The organism is Pseudomonas sp. MIL9 (genome assembly GCF_016887925.1).
Classification (GTDB): Bacteria; Pseudomonadota; Gammaproteobacteria; order Pseudomonadales; family Pseudomonadaceae; genus Aquipseudomonas; species Aquipseudomonas mohnii.
Window position 1 is genome coordinate 1 of sequence record NZ_JAFEHE010000015.1, and the last position, 17,278, is coordinate 17,278.

14 protein-coding genes and 1 pseudogene are annotated in these 17,278 nt (G+C 59.3%); 5 read left to right on the forward strand and 10 right to left on the reverse strand.

Annotation, left to right across the window (positions count from 1 at the left end; all coding sequences use genetic code 11):
• Positions 1-260, reverse strand: a 260-nt coding sequence (gene tnpB, locus JQF37_RS17050) for an IS66 family insertion sequence element accessory protein TnpB (protein ID WP_204149724.1), incomplete at its 3' end; no start/stop codon positions are given.
• A 108-nt stretch (positions 261-368) separates the two neighbouring features.
• On the opposite strand from tnpB, the pseudogene JQF37_RS17055 reads away from it, so the two are divergent.
• A pseudogene (locus JQF37_RS17055) lies at positions 369-491 on the forward strand (hypothetical protein); the annotation flags it as partial.
• 323 nt (positions 492-814) lie between these two features.
• Entirely contained in the window at positions 815-1,072 is a 258-nt protein-coding gene (locus JQF37_RS17060) for a hypothetical protein (RefSeq protein ID WP_130203932.1), read from the forward strand.
• A 154-nt stretch (positions 1,073-1,226) separates the two neighbouring features.
• On the opposite strand, the gene JQF37_RS17065 is transcribed toward JQF37_RS17060, so the two are convergent.
• The 9 genes from JQF37_RS17065 to JQF37_RS17105 form a co-directional block, all read right to left on the reverse strand.
• The gene (locus tag JQF37_RS17065) at positions 1,227-2,207 is read right to left on the reverse strand and encodes a peptide ABC transporter ATP-binding protein (RefSeq protein WP_130203933.1); all 981 of its coding nucleotides are present in this window, start codon (positions 2,205-2,207) and stop codon (positions 1,227-1,229) included.
• Positions 2,207-3,175 (reverse strand): oligopeptide/dipeptide ABC transporter ATP-binding protein, encoded by a 969-nt coding sequence (locus JQF37_RS17070; protein WP_047537600.1) that lies wholly within the window; start codon positions 3,173-3,175, stop codon positions 2,207-2,209. Before JQF37_RS17070 ends, JQF37_RS17065 begins: the two co-directional genes overlap by 1 nt.
• A 10-nt stretch (positions 3,176-3,185) precedes the next feature.
• Complete coding sequence (locus JQF37_RS17075) at positions 3,186-4,112, reverse strand: ABC transporter permease subunit (RefSeq protein WP_090316022.1); 927 nt, start codon at positions 4,110-4,112, stop codon at positions 3,186-3,188.
• Between the two features lie 11 nt (positions 4,113-4,123).
• Entirely contained in the window at positions 4,124-5,134 is a 1,011-nt protein-coding gene (locus JQF37_RS17080; protein ID WP_047597886.1) for an ABC transporter permease subunit, read from the reverse strand.
• A gap of 73 nt (positions 5,135-5,207) precedes the next feature.
• A complete protein-coding gene (locus JQF37_RS17085; RefSeq protein WP_130203934.1) occupies positions 5,208-6,803 on the reverse strand; it encodes an ABC transporter substrate-binding protein in 1,596 nt (531 codons plus the stop codon).
• A gap of 76 nt (positions 6,804-6,879) precedes the next feature.
• Entirely contained in the window at positions 6,880-8,295 is a 1,416-nt protein-coding gene (locus JQF37_RS17090) for an OprD family porin (protein ID WP_130203935.1), read from the reverse strand.
• A 172-nt stretch (positions 8,296-8,467) separates the two neighbouring features.
• On the reverse strand, positions 8,468-10,069 hold the full coding sequence (locus tag JQF37_RS17095; protein WP_196585107.1) for an ABC transporter substrate-binding protein: 1,602 nt from the start codon (positions 10,067-10,069) through the stop codon (positions 8,468-8,470).
• Positions 10,070-10,374: 305 nt separating this feature from the next.
• Positions 10,375-12,000 carry an ABC transporter substrate-binding protein gene (locus JQF37_RS17100; RefSeq protein WP_196585108.1) on the reverse strand — a complete coding sequence of 542 codons (1,626 nt, stop codon included), beginning with the start codon at positions 11,998-12,000 and terminating at the stop codon, positions 10,375-10,377.
• A 467-nt stretch (positions 12,001-12,467) separates the two neighbouring features.
• On the reverse strand, positions 12,468-13,184 hold the full coding sequence (locus JQF37_RS17105) for an SIMPL domain-containing protein (protein ID WP_130203937.1): 717 nt from the start codon (positions 13,182-13,184) through the stop codon (positions 12,468-12,470).
• Positions 13,185-13,489: 305 nt separating this feature from the next.
• Between JQF37_RS17105 and JQF37_RS17110 the strand changes: the two genes are divergently transcribed.
• The 3 genes from JQF37_RS17110 (at position 13,490) to JQF37_RS17120 (ending at position 17,130) form a co-directional block, all read left to right on the forward strand.
• Positions 13,490-14,752: an ATP-binding protein gene (locus tag JQF37_RS17110; RefSeq protein ID WP_130203938.1), complete on the forward strand. Its 1,263-nt coding sequence runs from the start codon at positions 13,490-13,492 to the stop codon at positions 14,750-14,752.
• Positions 14,745-15,305, forward strand: coding sequence for a response regulator transcription factor (locus tag JQF37_RS17115; RefSeq protein WP_047537624.1), 561 nt, complete (start codon positions 14,745-14,747; stop codon positions 15,303-15,305). Before JQF37_RS17110 ends, JQF37_RS17115 begins: the two co-directional genes overlap by 8 nt.
• A 97-nt stretch (positions 15,306-15,402) precedes the next feature.
• A complete protein-coding gene (locus tag JQF37_RS17120) occupies positions 15,403-17,130 on the forward strand; it encodes an ABC transporter ATP-binding protein/permease (protein ID WP_204149725.1) in 1,728 nt (575 codons plus the stop codon).
• Positions 17,131-17,278 lie beyond the last annotated feature (148 nt).

A 17,278-nucleotide genomic window follows, 5' to 3' on the forward strand; every position in this document is an offset into this window, starting at 1 on the left:
GCTTCATCCGAACAATCCGGCGATGTTTTGAAGCGCTCGGATTCCAGGCGCTTTAGCCAAAGGCAAAAGCCGTTGCGCTCCCAATACAAAATCTTCACTCGGTTGCGAGGCTTGTTGAGAAAGACGAAAAGCACCGGATCAAACACCGCGACTTTGATGTCCAGTTCGACCAGAGCGGCGAGGCCATCGATGGATTTTCGGAAGTCGACAGGCTTGGGATAGAGATAGACTTTTTCGACTTTTGCGTCGGGACGCATCATGAGGTGCTGGCTCCGTAAAGGAATCGGGAGCACAGCATCGGGGATCAGGTGACGGCTTTGAATGTGGGGTTTATGGAGCGCTTACAGTGCAGCAAGAAGTTGCCGGAGGAAAACCTGGCACTGGACGGTGGTGGTCACCTGACCTACCTCGCGCCGACTCGAGTCAGCCTGGCACTGATGGAAGAGCGCTGGCCGGACGTGAAATTCCGCGCGACGCGCGAGCATCACTAAGCGCTGAGTTGAAACACCCGAAACCCCGTTGCGAAAGCTGCGGGGTTTTTTGTTGCCTGTTGCATTACCTGTAGGAGTGAGCCTGCTCGCGATGATTTCAGGTGCGCCGCGTTTATTCGGGAGGTGTGCATCATCGTTAACCTCCATCGCGAGCAAGCTCGTTATCTTTTCGGCATAACGCTTATCGCAAACCAATCTCCACGCCCATGGCATTTCCGCCGAGTCGATACCGTCCTGTCTGGAGAACCCGGCTGATCGGAACTAGATTTTACTCAGCGCCAGCCAGGCACTTGAGTTTCACCTGCGAAAGGATGGAATCGGCTATGAACAGGTTGCTACGCGTTGTATTGCTGTTGAAGGTTTTCGTGATGCTGTCCCTCGGCAGTGCGGCGGTCTGGGCCGAGTGTGAGAACCACGCTACCCAGGCGATGAGCGGGCAGGGCGGAGACAGTGGATTGATGCTCGCCAAGTCCGAATCCGAACCGGGTGATCAGGGCCAGGGCGGCGCGGATAACGGTGACGACTCGACCACCGACGAACCGGATTCCAGTGACGACGAAGAAGGCGATAGCCAGACCTAAATCGCAGACAAAATAAAACCCCTTCCACTTGAAGTGGAAGGGGTTCGATCAACACAACCCCTGTGGGAGCTAGCCTGCTAGCGATTGCGGTGTGCCGGTAAACAGAAATGTTGACCGGTATACCGCTATCGCCAGCAGGCTGGCTCCCACATTTTTATGCCGCGCCGTGCACGAACTGCTCGGCGTAGTGGCAAGCCACTTGGCGGCTGTCGAGCAGGCGCAGGGCCGGCTCTTCAGTTTTGCAACGATCGGTGGCGTAGGGGCAACGCTTGTGGAACGCGCAGCCAGACGGCGGGTTCAGCGGGTTGGGCAGCTCGCCGACGATCTTGATCTTCGGCTTGTCCGGATCCGGGTGAATGGTCGGCGTCGCCGACAACAGCGCCTGGGTGTAGGGGTGCAGAGGACGGGTGTAGATGTCCTCTTTCGGGCCCATTTCCACGGGACGACCGAGGTACATCACCATCACGTGATCAGCGACGTGCCGCACCACCGCCAGGTTGTGGGAGATGAACACATAGGCGGTGTTGAACTCTTGCTGCAGGTCCATGAACAGGTTCAGCACCTGGGCCTGGATCGATACGTCCAGCGCCGAGGTCGGTTCGTCCGCCACCAGCACTTTCGGTTGCAGCATCATGGCGCGGGCGAGGGCGATCCGCTGGCGCTGGCCGCCGGAGAACATGTGCGGATAGCGCTGGTAGTGCTCGGGGCGCAAACCCACCTGCTTCATCATCGCCTGGACTTTCTCGCGACGTTCGGTGGCCGACAGGTTGGTGTTGATCAGCAGTGGCTCGGCCAGTTGATCACCGATTTTCTGCCGTGGGTTCAGCGAGGCGTACGGGCTCTGGAACACCATCTGCACGTCTTTGCGCAGTTGCTTGCGCTGGGCCTTGTCGGCACCGGCCACTTCCTGACCGGCGATTTTCAGGGAGCCCGAGGACGGCTCTTCGATCAGTGTCAGGGCGCGGGCCAGGGTGGATTTTCCGCAACCGGACTCACCTACGACGGCGAGGGTCTTGCCGGCTTCCAGCTCGAACGACACACCGTTGAGGGCGCGAACGGTGGCGTGACCCTTGAACAGGCCACGGGACACTTCGTAGTGACGGGTCAGGTCGCGGGCGGTAAGAACGACGGCCATTACGCCACCTCCTGGTTCAGCGGGTAGAAGCAGCGGGCGAGGCTGTTGCTTTTCGGGTCAAGGGTCGGACGCTGCGCACGGCAGTTGTCCTGCACATACGGGCAGCGCGGCGACAGCAGGCAGCCCTGCGGACGGTCGTAACGACCGGGCACGATGCCTGGCAGGGTCGACAGGCGGGAGGCCCCCAGGCTGTGTTCCGGGATCGCCTTGAGCAGCGCTTCGCTGTACGGGTGCGCCGGGATGTCGAACAACTGAGGCACCTGACCGACTTCGACCGCTTGACCGGCGTACATCACGCACACGCGCTGGGCGGTTTCGGCCACGACCGCGAGGTCGTGGGTGATCAGTACCAGGCCCATGTTCTGCTCTTTCTGCAACGCCAGCAGCAGGTCCATGATCTGCGCCTGAATCGTCACGTCCAATGCAGTGGTCGGTTCGTCCGCAATCAGCAGTTTCGGTTCGCCGGCAATGGCCATGGCGATGGCAACACGCTGGCTCATACCGCCGGACAATTGATGCGGGTAGGCGTCCATACGGCTGGCGGCACCCGGGATTTCGACTTTTTCCAGCAGTTCGATGGCACGCTTGCGCGCGGCCTTGCCGGACATTTTCAGGTGCAGGCGCAGCACTTCTTCGATCTGGAAGCCGACGGTGTAGCTCGGGTTCAGCGCGGTCATCGGGTCCTGGAAGACCATGGCCAGGTCTTTGCCGACGATTTGCCGACGCTGACGGTTGCTGAGCTTGAGCATGTTCTTGCCATCGAAATTCAGGGCGTCGGCGGTGACGATCCCCGGATGCTCGATCAGGCCCATCAGCGCCATCATGGTCACGGACTTGCCGGAACCCGATTCGCCAACGATGGCCAGGACTTCGCCCTTGTCCACTTTCAGGTCGAGGCCATCGACCACGGGAACGGCGTTCTTGTCGCCGAAGCGAACGTTGAGATTCTTGATTTCTAACAGGGACATTGGAATCTCCTCAGGCGGCGTTCTTGAGTTTCGGGTCCAGCGCATCGCGCAGGCCGTCGCCCATCAAGTTGATTGCCAGCACGCTGAGCAAAATGGTCAAGCCAGGCAGGCTGACGACCCACCAGGCGCGTTCGATGTAGTCGCGGGCCGAGGCCAGCATGGTGCCCCACTCAGGGGTTGGCGGTTGTACGCCAAGGCCGAGGAAGCCCAGTGCGGCGGCATCGAGAATCGCCGAGGAGAAGCTCAGGGTCGCCTGAACGATCAGTGGTGCCATGCAGTTGGGCAACACGGTCACGAACATCAGGCGTGGCAGGCCGGCACCGGCCAGGCGCGCGGCGGTCACGTAGTCGCGGTTCAGTTCGCCCATCACCGCAGCACGGGTCAGACGAACGTAGGACGGCAGGGACACCACGGCGATGGCGATCACGGTGTTGATCAGGCCTGGGCCGAGGATGGCGACGATCGCCACGGCCAGCAGCAGGGAGGGCAGGGCCAGCATGATGTCCATCAGACGCATGATGGTCGGGCCGACCACGCGCGGGAAGAACCCGGCGAACAGACCCAGCAGGATCCCCGGGATCAGCGACATGACAACCGACGACAGGCCGATCAGCAAGGACAGGCGCGAACCCTGGATCAGGCGCGACAGCAGGTCACGGCCCAGCTCATCGGTACCGAGCAGGAACTGCATCTGCCCACCTTCCAGCCAGGCCGGAGGGGTCAGCAGGAAGTCGCGGTATTGCTCGCTCGGGTTATGCGGCGCGACCCACGGGGCGAAGATGGCGCAGAAAATCACCAGCAACATGAACAGCAGGCCGGCAACGGCGCCTTTGTTCTTGGAAAACGCTTGCCAGAATTCTTTGTACGGCGACGGATACAGCAGGCTTTGATCCGCGGCGGAGGCGGTGGCGGCTACTGAGGAAGTTGGAGTGCTCATGGGTATTGACCTCAGCGCTGATGACGGATGCGTGGGTTGGCAAAGCCGTAGAGGATGTCCACTACGAAGTTGACCAGAATCACCAGGCAGGCGATTAACAGGATGCCGTTTTGCACAACCGGGTAGTCCCGGGCGCCGATGGCTTCGATCAGCCATTTACCGATGCCCGGCCAGGAGAAGATGGTTTCGGTCAGGACCGCACCGGCCAACAGGGTGCCGACTTGCAGGCCGACCACCGTCAGCACCGGAATCAGCGCGTTACGCAGGCCGTGCACGAACACCACGCGCGATGGCGACAGGCCTTTGGCGCGGGCGGTGCGGATGTAGTCCTCACGCAGCACTTCCAGCATCGACGAACGGGTCATCCGGGCGATCACCGCCAGCGGGATCGTGCCGAGCACGATGGCCGGCAGGATCAAGTGATGCAGTGCGTCGAGGAACGCACCCATGTCATCGGCCAGCAGCGTGTCGATCAGCATGAAACCGGTGCGCGGCTCGATGTCGTACAGCAGGTCGATCCGCCCGGATACCGGGGTCCAGCCCAGGGATACCGAGAAGAACATGATCAGGATCAGGCCCCACCAGAAGATCGGCATCGAGTATCCCGCGAGGGAGATACCCATGACCCCATGATCGAACAGGGACCCTCGCTTGAGTGCCGCGATCACCCCGGCCAGCAGGCCCAGGATGCCGGCGAACAACAGGGCGGCCATGGACAGCTCCAGGGTCGCGGGGAAGAGAGAGGTGAACTCGGTCCAGACGCTCTCACGGGTACGCAGGGACTCCCCGAGATCGCCGTGGGCCAGTTTGCCGATGTAATCCAGGTACTGGGCATACAGGGGTTTGTTCAGACCTAGGCGTTCCATTGCCTGAGCGTGCATTTCCGGGTCGACTCTGCGTTCGCCCATCATGACTTCCACAGGGTCGCCAGGGATCATGCGAATCAACGCGAAAGTCAGCAAGGTGATGCCGAAGAACGTGGGGATCAATAACCCCAGTCGGCGGGCAATAAAACTAAACATCGTGTGGTGTACCTCATCAGCCGGTTAGGCGTGCCCGGCACGCCTGGGTTCAGGAATGCCGGGAGTTTCTTATCTACTTCACCTGGGTGGTGGCGAAGTTATTCGTGGTGAGCGGGCTAATGTGATAACCCTCTACGTTGTTGCGCATTGCTGTAAACATTCTAGTGTGCGCCATGCTGATCCACGGCTGGTCTTGATTAAAAATAACCTGAGCCTGTTCGTACAAGGCAGCACGCTCGGCCGGGTCGGTTTTTTCGCGGGCCTGGTCAATCAGTGCCTGGAATTTGTCATTGCACCAGCGCGCGTAGTTTTCGCCGTTCTTTGCAGCTTCGCAGCTGAGCATAGGCGTCAGGAAGTTATCCGGGTCGCCGTTATCGCCCGCCCATCCGGCGGAAACCATATCGTGCTCGCCGTTTTTCGCGCGCTTGAGCATTTCGCCCCATTCCATCACGCGGATGTCGATCTTGATCCCGACCTTGGCCAGGTCAGCCTGCATCATCTGCGCGCCCAGCATCGGGTTCGGGTTGGTCGGGCCGCCACCGTTGCGGGTGAACAGGGTGAATGTCGTGCCTTCAGGTACGCCGGCTTCCTTGAGCAGGGCACGAGCCTTGTCCAGATCGTGGGCCGGGTTCTTCAGGCTGTGGTTGTAACCGAGCAGGGTGTCAGGGTACGGGTTGACCGCCGCTGTCGCATTGCCTTTGCCAAACAGGGCGTTGACATAGGCTTCCTTGTCGAAGGCGATGTCGATGGCTTTACGCACACGCACGTCACTCATGTATTTGTGCGTGGTGTTCATGGCGACGTACGAAACGGTCATGGCGTTCAGTTCGTCGACCTTCAGGTTCGGGTCTTTCTTGATGCTCGGGATGTCATCCGGCTTCGGATACAGCGCCACCTGGCACTCGTTGGCCTTGAGCTTCTGCAGGCGCACGTTGTTGTCGGTGGCGATGGCCAGGATCAATGCCTCGGCCGGCGGCTTGCCACGGAAGTAGTCCGGGTTGGCCTTGAAGCGAACCTGGGCGTCCTTGTTGTAGCGCTGGAAGACGAACGGACCGGTGCCGACCGGCTTGTTGTTCAGGTCGGCGGCCTTGTTGGCCTTGAGCAACTGGTCGGCGTACTCGGCCGGGTAGATTGACGAGAAGGCCATGGCGATGTCGGCCAGGAACGGCGCTTCACGGCGGGTCAGGGTGAACTTGACCGTGTTGTCGTCGACTTTCTCGACACTTTTGAGCAGTTCCTTGAAGCCCATGCTTTCAAAGTACGGGAAACCTACGCTCGACAGTTTGTGCCATGGGTGGTTCGGGTCCAGTTGACGCTGGAAGCTCCAGACCACGTCGTCGGCATTCATGTCGCGGGTCGGCTTGAAGTATTCGGTGGTGTGAAACTTGACGCCCTTGCGCAGGTGGAACGTGTAGCTCAGGCCGTCATCGCTGATGTCCCAGGACTCCGCCAGTGCCGGAATCACTTCGGTGGTGCCGGGCTTGAAGTCAGCCAGGCGGTTGAAGATGGTTTCGGCCACTGCATCGGCGGTGACTGCAGTTGTGTACTGGACCATGTCGAAGCCTTCGGGGCTGGCTTCGGTACAGACCACCAGGGGTTTGGCCGACACGCCAACCGCGACACTCAGCAATGCGGCGGCGATGGCCGCACGTAGGGGAAGCATTTTCATCAAGAACCCTCTGCAATCGGTTGATCAGGAAACCCGACGGCTGACTTCTCAGGAGTCAGCCGTCGGGCAGGCGTGTTTACAGAATGTTGAACGGAACCGTGGTCACGAGACGGAACTCGTTGATGCTGCCGTCAAGCTGGTTTTCGCTGGCGCGGTGTGCGGTGTAGGTCGCGCGAACACTCGTGGCCTTGAATGGACCGCTCTGTACTGCGTAGGACGCACCGATGCCGTATTCGTAGTGGTGTTCGCCGTCCATTGTCAGCACGCTGTCGTACGCGCCGCCTTTGTAGTGAGTACCGTCGATACCCCAGCCACGCGCCTGATAGATGTTGAATTTCAGGCCTGGCACGCCGTATTCGGCCATGTTCAGGCCGTAGGCTACCTGGAAGGATTTCTCGTTCGGGCTGTTGAAGTCCGACAGCAGGGAGTTGGCCAGGTAGATGCCATTGGTTTCGTGCAGGTAGTCGAAGTACTCGTTACCGTTCACTTCCTGATACGAGAAGGTCAGGCTGTGGGCCTGGTGGGTCAGGCCGAACGACAGGGAGTAGGTGTCGTTGTCGATCTGTCCGAGCTTGGCTTTACCTTCGTCTACGGTTTTGTAGTAGTTCAGGCCGGTGGTCAGGCTCAGTACCGAGCTGTCACCCAGTACGTGGGTGGCGCCGAAGTAGTACTGGTTCCACATGTCTTCGGCCTGGGTGCCCCACAGGCTGGTGGTCAGGCTCGCGAATGGCTGGTAGGTGATGCCAGCGGTGTTCACGTGATCGATTTCAATGATCTCGTCAGCATATTCAGAGCGGAATTTACGCTGGCTTTCTTCGGTACGCGGTGAGTTGCGGTCGAAGGTGGCCAGGTCGAAGGACAGGTTTTCCAGTTCTTCGCTGTGGAGCGCAATACCTTCGAAGCTCGAAGGCAGCGCACGGTTGCCGATCACGTCGACCATCGGGCTGCTGAAGTTCATGCGGCCGGCAGTCAGGGTGGTGTTGGAGACACGGGCCTTGACGTTGGCCAGGCCCATTTTGCTCCACTGGCCTTGGGCATCGCCGCCTTCGCGGGTCAGGGTACGGTTGTTGCCCGCTTTTTTGCGATCGCCTGGTGCGCCGCCGTTGCCGGATGCCAAATCTTTGCGATCACGATCCAGCGCGATGGCGTTGTAAGCCGCCACTTCTGTGCTGAAACCGACGGTCCCCTCGGTGAAACCCGAGTTGTACTTGACGATGGTGCCCTGCACCCAGTTGATACGACGATCGGTATCTGCCAGCGCGCCGTTTTTTTTGTAGGAAAACTTGGCACCGCGTTTTAGTTGTTCGTTGGCATACCAGTTACGTGTGGTACCGGTGATCGACTGGCCTTCAACAAAACCAGTGGCTTCGCTTTGAGCGCTTTTCTCTTTCACAGTAACCGGGGTGTACGCCTGGCTCTGGGTTTCTGCGTAAGCCGTGGCGGTTACGCTGCTGATGGCCAAGGCCAGTATCGCGGTGCTGCTCAGTTTCATGGGTAAAGCTCCTTACTTTCTTTTTTTATGCCGTTCTTTTTTGATGAGCCGGCTATTTGCTTTGGAACTCAATGCACGCATCGCAAACGTTTGCTGTACGCCTTATGGGCGAATTACGGCAACACGCTTGCGTGAGGGCGCTAGGCGCCCCCGGCGATGTAGCTACACGGTTTTACTTTTCGATGCTGACACCCGAGAAGACGTTGCGACCGAACGGGCTCACCTTGAACCCTTCGATTTTGGCGCTCAACGGTTGGTTGACCGTCGAGTGGGCGACTGGCGTGATCGGCACTTGCTGCTTGAGCAACTGCTGCGCCTGTTTGTAAAGCACGGTGCGCTGGTCATGGTCGGTCACGACCTTGGCCTGCTTGATCAGCTTGTCGTAAGCCGGATCGCACCACATGGAGTAGTTGTTGCCACCAATGGCATCGCAGCTGTAGAGCGTGCCGAGCCAGTTGTCCGGGTCACCGTTGTCGCCGGTCCAGCCGATCAGGCTGATGTCGTGCTCGCCATTCTTGGTGCGCTTGATGTACTCGCCCCACTCGTAGCTGACGATCTTGACCTTGAGACCGATCTTCGCCCAGTCAGCCTGGAGCATTTCGGCCATCAACTTGGCGTTGGGGTTGTACGGTCGCTGGACCGGCATGGCCCAGAGGGTGATTTCGGTGCCTTCTTTCACGCCGGCAGCCTTGAGCAGTTCCCTGGCTTTTTCCGGGTTGTAGGCGGCGTCTTTGATAGTGTCGTCGTAGGACCATTGGGTCGGTGGCATGGCGTTGACGGCCAGTTGCCCTGCGCCCTGGTAAACGGCGTTGAGAATGCCTTGCTTGTTCACCGCCATGTCCAGTGCCTGGCGCACTTCAAGCTGGTCGAACGGCTTGTGGCGTACGTTGTAGGCGATGTAACCGAGGTTGAAGCCGGGTTTCTCGATCAACTGCAGCTTCGGGTCGCTTTTCAGTGCGGTCACATCGGCAGGGCGCGGGTGCAGGGTGATCTGGCACTCATTGGCCTTGAGTTTCTGCACGCGTACCGACGCATCGGTGTTGATGGCGAAGATCAGGTTGTCGAGCTTGACCCGGCTCGGGTCCCAGTACTGCTTGTTGCCGGTGTAACGGATGTTCGAGTCTTTCTGGTAGCTCTTGAACACGAACGGCCCGGTGCCGATCGGTTTCTGGTTGATGTCGCTCGGCTTGCCTTCGGCCAGCAGCTTGTCGGCGTATTCGGCGGAAAGGATGGCGGCGAAGCTCATGGCGATGTTCTGAATGAACGCGGCGTCGACGCTGTTGAGCGTCATGACCACGGTCAGCGGCCCGGTCTTTTCGACCTTGGCGATGTTCTTGTTCAGGCTCATGCCGTTGAAATACGGAAATTCGGTCGGGTAAGCCTTACGGAAAGGTTGTTGCGGATCGAGCATGCGGTTGAATGTGAACAGCACATCATCGGCGTTGAAGTCACGAGTCGGTGTGAAGTACTTGGTCGTGTGAAACTTCACCCCGGGACGAAGGTGGAAGGTGTACTTGAGGCCGTCCTCGGAAATATCCCAACGTGTGGCCAGGCCCGGTACGACATTGGTCGCGCCTTTTTCGAACTCTGCCAGGCGGTTGTACAGCGGCTCGGCGGCGTCGTTATCGGTCGCGGTCGTGTACTGCGCGGTGTCGAAGCCAGCAGGACTGCCTTCGGAGCAGAACACCAGGCTGTTGTTGGCTGCCTGGCTCATGGAAGTGGCGGCCAACAGGCCGGAGCCCAGCAGTGCGGATAAAACCAAGGTATGGCGCATAACGCTCCCTCTCGTTCAGTGTTTTGACTATGAGCCGTCGTCCCGTCCGCGGACGTGGAGGCTTCACTGGTTTCAAGCCATTGCGTGCATCAGGAAAACCGATGACCCACGCATAAGCTGGTCGGATCCCGACGGTATGAATCGTGGGTCCGGCAGTAAATGCGTAGAGTCCGAAAGACTCGTAGGAAATGACGACGCGTCCTAACGGACTGCTGTAGTCAGCAGACGATTTGGATGTAGGCGGATTCCTGCTTTCTCGGGTAATACGGCAATGGCGACGTCAAAAACGTCGCCATTGCCGGACCTTATTTGCTGACGCTGACACCGTAGAAGGAGTTCAAGCCAAACGGGCTGATCTTGAAATCCTGCACTTCGGTGCGCATGGGTTGGAACACCGTCGAGTGAGCGATAGGTGTCATTGGAGTCTGGTCTTTCAGAATGTGTTGAGCCTGTTTGTACAGCTCGGTGCGCTTGGCCTGATCCGAGGTGCGCTTGGCTTGCTTGACGATGTCGTCAAACGGCTTGTAGCACCACTTGGAGAAGTTGTTGCCTTCCAGCGAGTCGCAACCGAACAGCACGTTCAGCCAGTTGTCCGGATCACCATTGTCACCGCTCCAGCCAATCAGCATTGCCTGGTTCTCGCCACCTTTGGAGCGCTTGATGTACTCGCCCCACTCGTAGCTCTGGATCTTGACCTTGAGGCCGATCTTGGACCAGTCGGACTGCAGCATTTCTGCCATCAGCTTGGCGTTCGGGTTGTATGGACGCTGTACCGGCATCGCCCAGAGCACGATTTCGGTGCCCTCTTTGACGCCCGCTTCCTTGAGCAGCTCTTTGGCTTTCTCGGGGTTGTACGGCGCATCCTTGATGGTGGTGTCGTAGGACCACTGGGTCGGCGGCATGGCGTTGACGGCCAATTGGCCGGCGCCCTGGTACACGGAGTCGATGATCTGTTGCTTGTTGACGGCCATGTCCAGCGCCTGGCGAACCTTCAGGTCGGCCAGCGGGTTGGCCTCGGTCTGACCCTTGACCTTGGGCATCACGTTGTAGGCGATATAACCCAGGTTGAAACCAGCCTGGTCAGGCAGCTTCAGGGTCTTGTCTTCGCGCAGCGCCTTCAGGTCGGCCGGACGCGGGAACAGAGTGACCTGGCACTCGTTCTTCTTCAGCTTCTGGATACGTACCGACGGGTCGGTGGTGATGGCGAAGATCAGGTTGTCGATCTTGACGTCTTCAGGCTTCCAGTAGTCCTTGTTCCCGGTGTAGCGGATGTTGGAGTCTTTCTGGTAGCTCTTGAACACGAACGGACCAGTGCCGACCGGCTTCTGGTTGATGTCGGCGGCCTTGCCTTCCTTGAGCAGCTGGGCAGCGTACTCGGCGGACTGGATCGAGGCGAAGCTCATGGCCATGTTCTGGATGAACGCGGCATCGACGTCTTTAAGGGTGAACTTGACAGTGTGGTCGTCGACTTTATCGATCTTGGTGATGTTGGTGTCCATCCCCATGTCGGTGAAGTACGGGAATTCGGTCGGGTACGCTTTGCGGAACGGGTCATCCTTGTTAATCATGCGATTAAAGGTGAACAGCACGTCGTCGGCGTTGAACTCACGAGTTGGCTTGAAGTACGGGGTGGTGTGGAACTTGACGCCTTCACGCAAGTGGAAGGTGTAGGTCAGGCCGTCATCGGAGACGTCCCACTTGGTCGCCAGCCCAGGAACTACGGCGGTGCCGCCGCGCTCGAACTGGGTCAAACGGTTGAACATGGTCTCGGCTGAGGCGTCGAAGTCGGTTCCGGTGGTGTATTGACCCGGATCGAAACCGGCCGGGCTCCCTTCGGAGCAGAACACCAGGTTAGTCGCAGCTTGGGCGAAAGGCGCGGCCGCTAATAAGCCGGCACCTAATAGAAACGGAATGACCGCGTGTTTAAGCATGGTGGCCTCATGATTTGTTGTCATTTTTTGGTTTTGAGGACGACCTCGTGAGTCGTGCCTGCGGATACTTATGCAGGGGCCATACCCAATGCAAGATCCTGAGTGACTACAAGCCTTAAACAGTGGCACGAACGTACCTTAATGTCGCATATGTATAAAACTTGACGCATTTGACCGTTTGCGCGGTGTTTTTACCGTGCAATTGGCGCCCCTTTTTGGTGCGTTAAGGCCTTGGGGGCGCCCGTGGGTGGGGCGAGGTGTTACCTATTTATACCCCTGTCCCTCAATTGGGGGCGCGGGTAAATGGGAGCCATTATCGTTGCCAGGCTCGTGGGCAAGTTGTACGAAGTGCAACTGCGATTGTTGTCCGGGTATTCCTGTTTATTTCAAGAATCAGCATAGACGTCGGTTTGCAAAAAAAAAGGCGATCACTAGAGTGATCGCCTTTTTTGCCTACCGGTTATGAATCAAGGCATCAGCACTTCAATCGAGCCGTCGGCTGTCATGCTGACCTGGCTGGTGCCCGCTTCCACTTCCGGCGTGACCGGAGCGGCGTCCATGCTGGCAGCTTTCATCATCATCGGTACGCGCATGTACGGTTGTGGATAGCCGTTGCTGTTGAGGTTCAGGTTGACGATCTTGTAGCCCTTGCCCCCCAGTGCATCAGTGGCCAGTTGGGCGCGGGCCTTGAACGCGGTCACGGCGTCCTTGAGCAGGGCGTCTTCGCTGGCCTTGCGGGTTGGCGTGGCGATGGCGAAGTCCATGCCGCCCATCTTCAGGTCGGTGAGCAGTTCGCCGGTGAGTTTCGACAGTGCGGCGAAGTCCGAGCTTTCCAGGCGCAGCTCGGCGCGTTCACGCCAGCCAGTGATCTTTTGACCCTTGGTGTCATAGATCGGGTAGCTGTTGCGGCTGCCCTGGCGCAACGTGATGTCCTTGACCTGTTTGGCCTGGGCCAGCGCCTTGTTCATGGTGGTGCTGACGTCAGCGGCGAGTTTGGCCGGGTCGCTGTTTTGTTCTTCGGTGTAGAGGGTCACGATCATCAGGTCGCGAGCCACTTCCTGACTGACTTCGGCGCGCAGTGAAATCTGGTTGTAATGAAGCTCGTCGGCAGCCTGGGCCGGGAGGCTGGCGATCGCGCCAATGCTCAGGGCGAGGAGGGCGGCGCTGCGGCGGAATGTGTGCATGAAAGCTCCTTGAAGGGTGCGCAGGGGTCTGTTCCGGGCCTGCGTGAAACCATCAGACTCTAGCCGCTACGATCCGGTTCGCACAGTTACAACTTCTATACAGATACACATGCCCCCTGTAGGAGTGAGCCTGCTCGCGATGAACCTGAGAGCACCGAGGGGTGCCAGGTTCCCAGCGTCCTCGTTGACGACCATCGCGAGCAGGCTCGCTCCTGCATGTGGCCGTTTGCCGCACTTTTTCCTGTCAGCCCCCGCGCTTGGTTATACTCCCGGCGATCCGCCTGGAGCGCTCATCAGGAGAGCTCATGCTCGCCCCCGTTCAAATTACCTCTGCAACTCGCCAGAATCTCTGGCGGCTGACGTTCATCCGCACTTTGGTGTTGGCCGCCCAGGCCGGTTCCGTGGGCCTGGCCTACTGGTTTCAATTGCTGCCGTTGCCCTGGTTCCAGCTGGCGGCGACCCTCGGTTGCTCGATGCTGTTGTGTGCGTTCACGGCGATTCGCCTGCGTACGTCATGGCCGGTGACAGAGCTCGAATACGCCTTGCAACTGGCCTGCGACCTGTTTATCCACAGTGCCTTGCTGTACTTTTCGGGCGGCTCGACCAACCCGTTCGTGTCTTATTACCTGGTGCCACTGACCATCGCGGCCGTGACATTGCCGTGGCGTTATTCGGTGATCCTGTCCGGTATCGCGTTGACGATGTACACCCTGTTGCTGGCGCGTTTTTATCCGTTGCAGACCTTCCCGATCGCTCGGGAAAACCTGCAGGTCTACGGGATGTGGCTGAGTTTTGCCCTCGCCGCGGCGGTCATCACCTTCTTCGCCGCGCGCATGGCCGAAGAGTTGCGCCGTCAGGAAGAACTGCGCGCCATTCGCCGCGAAGAAGGGCTGCGCGACCAGCAATTGCTGGCCGTGGCCACCCAGGCGGCCGGCGCCGCCCATGAACTGGGTACGCCACTGGCGACCATGAGCGTGTTGCTCAAGGAAATGCGCCAGGATCACCACGACCCGATGCTGCAGGACGACCTGAGCGTGCTGCAGGATCAGGTCAAGCTGTGCAAAGAGACCTTGCAACAACTGGTGCGTGCCGCCGAAGCCAATCGCCGCCTGGCCGTGGAGATGCAGGACGTCACCGACTGGCTCGATGAGGCACTGAACCGCTGGCACCTGATGCGCCCGGAAGCCAGCTATCGCTTCCAGCGCCTGGGTCAAGGCAAGGTGCCGCGCTTGGCACCACCGCCGGACCTGACCCAGGCCTTGTTGAATTTGTTGAACAACGCCGCCGACGCCTGTCCCGAGGGCCTGCAAGTGACGCTGGACTGGGATGCGGATAACCTGACGATCAGCATTCGCGACCACGGTGCCGGTGTACCGCTGGCCATCGCCGAGCAGATCGGCAAGCCATTTTTTACCACCAAGGGCAAAGGTTTCGGCCTGGGCCTGTTTTTGAGCAAGGCCAGCGTGACACGCGCCGGCGGCTCAGTGAAACTCTACAGTCATGAGGAAGGCGGCACGCTCACCGAGCTGCGCCTGCCCCGTGTCGCCCGAGGAGACCAACATGAGTGACGAAATCCAAGTCGAAGGCGAAGAACTGCCGCATTTGCTGCTGGTCGATGACGACGCAACATTTACCCGCGTCATGGCCCGTGCGATGGCTCGCCGTGGTTTTCGCGTCAGTACCGCCGGTTCCGCCGAAGAAGGCCTGGCGATGGCCCAGGCCGATCTGCCGGACTACGCCGCCCTGGACCTGAAAATGGACGGCGACTCGGGTCTGGTGTTGTTGCCCAAGTTGCTGGAAATGGACCCGGAAATGCGCGTGGTGATCCTCACCGGTTACTCGAGCATCGCCACCGCCGTCGAGGCGATCAAGCGCGGCGCCTGCAACTACCTGTGCAAACCGGCGGATGCCGACGACGTGCTGGCCGCGCTGCTTTCCGAGCATGCCGACCTCGACAGCCTGGTGCCGGAGAACCCGATGTCGGTCGACCGTCTGCAGTGGGAGCATATCCAGCGCGTGCTGACCGAGCACGAAGGCAACATTTCCGCCACCGCCCGCGCCCTGGGCATGCATCGCCGCACGCTGCAGCGCAAACTGCAGAAGCGCCCCGTTCGCCGCTGAACCTGTGCTGAACGAATGCGGGTAGCTCCTCGCGACAAACCGAACCGATCATCTATGATCGGTTCGTGCGTGTTTTTTTCTATATCGAGCCTTTTCCATGAATCAGAACGCTGAATATTCTGCGGTCAACGATGCGGTGCACGGGCAGTTTTTCCGCAAAGTGTGGGCGATGACCACGCCTTACTGGCGTAGCGAAGAGAAGGGCAAGGCCTGGACGTTGCTGATCGCCGTGATTGCCCTCTCGTTGATCAGCGTCGGGATCTCGGTGTGGTTCAACACCTGGTACAAAGATTTCTATAACGCTCTGCAGAAGAAGGATGAGGCGTCGTTCTGGACGTTGATCCTGTATTTCTGCGCCATTGCCGCCGTGGCGATTATCGGTGCGGTGTACCGCCTTTACCTGACCCAGATGCTGACCATACGGTGGCGGGCCTGGCTCACCGAAAAGTATTTCGCCCGCTGGCTCAGCGACAAAAATTACTATCGGCTGGAGCAGGGCGGTTACACCGATAACCCGGACCAGCGGATATCGGAAGACCTCAACAACTTCACCTTGAACACGCTGAGCCTGGGCCTTGGGCTGATTCGCAATATCGTCAGCCTGGTGTCGTTCTCGATCATCCTGTGGGGTGTATCGGGCAGTATTGAAGTGCTCGGCTTCACCATTCCCGGCTACATGTTCTGGTGCGTGCTGGTGTATGCCGCGGTCGGCAGTTGGCTGACGCATTTGATCGGTCGTCGTTTGATCGGCCTGAACAACCAACAACAACGCTTCGAAGCCGACCTGCGTTTTTCCATGGTCCGGGTCCGTGAAAATGCTGAAAGCATTGCGTTGTACAACGGCGAGCCCAACGAAAACCGCCGCCTGAGCAGTCGTTTCGGGATGGTTTGGCATAACTTCTGGGACATCATGAAGGTGTCCAAGCGTCTGACGTTCTTCACTTCCGGTTACAGCCAGATTGCGATCATTTTTCCGTTCATGGTCGCGGCGCCGCGTTACTTCTCCGGCAAGATCGAACTCGGTGAACTGATGCAAATCAGCTCGGCTTTCGGCAACGTCCAGGAGAGCTTCAGCTGGTTTATCAGTGCGTACCAGGACCTCGCCTCCTGGCGCGCCACCTGTGATCGTTTGCTGAGCTTCCGTCAGGCCATGGTCGATAACGAAGAGCGTGTCCCGGCCATCGACGTGCAGAATCAAGGGGATGCTTTGCAGGTGCACAACCTCGGTCTCGATCTGGCTGACGGTCGCCATCTGCTGACCAATGCCGAGATGACCGTGGAGGAGGGCGATCGCGTGATGCTCAGCGGTCGCTCCGGCAGCGGCAAGTCGACCTTGCTGCGGGCGATGGGGCATCTGTGGCCAACGGGCCACGGCAGTATCCGCCTGCCCGCGGCGCGTTACCTGTTCCTGCCGCAGAAACCCTATCTGCCGATTGGTACGTTGCGGGAGGCGTTGAGTTATCCACAGGCCGGCGATACCTACCCGAACGAGCGCTACGTACACGTACTGGAAACCTGCCGACTGCCGCATCTGGTGGCGCGCCTCGATGAAGCCAATCACTGGCAGCGCCTGCTGTCGCCAGGTGAGCAGCAGCGCCTGGCCTTCGCCCGTGCCCTGATTTATGCGCCGCAATGGTTGTACATGGACGAAGCGACTTCGGCGATGGATGAAGAGGATGAGGCTTCGCTGTATCAGGCGCTGATCGATGAGTTGCCGGGACTGAGCATCATCAGCGTCGGCCATCGCAGCAGTCTCAAGCGGTTCCATCCGCGGCACATTCGTATCGAGAATGGCCGCCTGGTGGACCAGGCCGTGACCGCCTGAACACCGCATTCCCTGTAGGAGCGAGCCTGCTCGCGATGTTGGCTAACGATAACGCGTGCTACCTGGATGCACGCGGCGCTCGTCAGTCCATCGCGAGCAGGCTCGCTCCCACACAGGGTGATGGGTGATCGTACAACCGTGTTGAGAT